Origin of the sequence: Chromohalobacter sp. HP20-39 (assembly GCF_033052815.1) — a bacterium.
In the GTDB taxonomy this organism is placed as follows: domain Bacteria; phylum Pseudomonadota; class Gammaproteobacteria; order Pseudomonadales; family Halomonadaceae; genus Chromohalobacter.
This window is the reverse complement of sequence record NZ_JAWHTP010000710.1, coordinates 1-269: the sequence shown is the minus strand read 5'-3', so window position 1 is coordinate 269 and position 269 is coordinate 1. Positions and strand designations below refer to the sequence as shown.

The following is a 269-nucleotide window of genomic DNA, read 5'->3' as shown; positions in this document are numbered from 1 at the left end:
CCCTTGACCCCGCGCAGCTTCGATTGCGCATCGTCCTCGCGCGCATAGAGACCACGGCAATCGATCACGAGTCCGTCGAGGTCGTCGGCCTTGGCCTCGCAATTGTATTTGATGTTGCCGCCGGCCGCGGTGATGCGCCGATGTAGTTCGGGCAGCACGAGCCGCGGCTCCACATGGCCTTCGCCGGGATAGAACAGGCCTTCGCGAAAACGGCCTTCCAGCGACGGCTCGATCTCGGCCACACCGGCTGCATCGAGCCGCGTATAGCC

Annotated in this window: 1 protein-coding gene; it reads right to left on the bottom strand. The window is 64.7% G+C overall.

Features of this window, described 5'->3' with window-relative positions:
* The coding region (locus RVY79_RS19795; RefSeq protein WP_317466273.1) for an FAD-dependent oxidoreductase at positions 1–269 on the bottom strand (269 nt) is incomplete at both ends.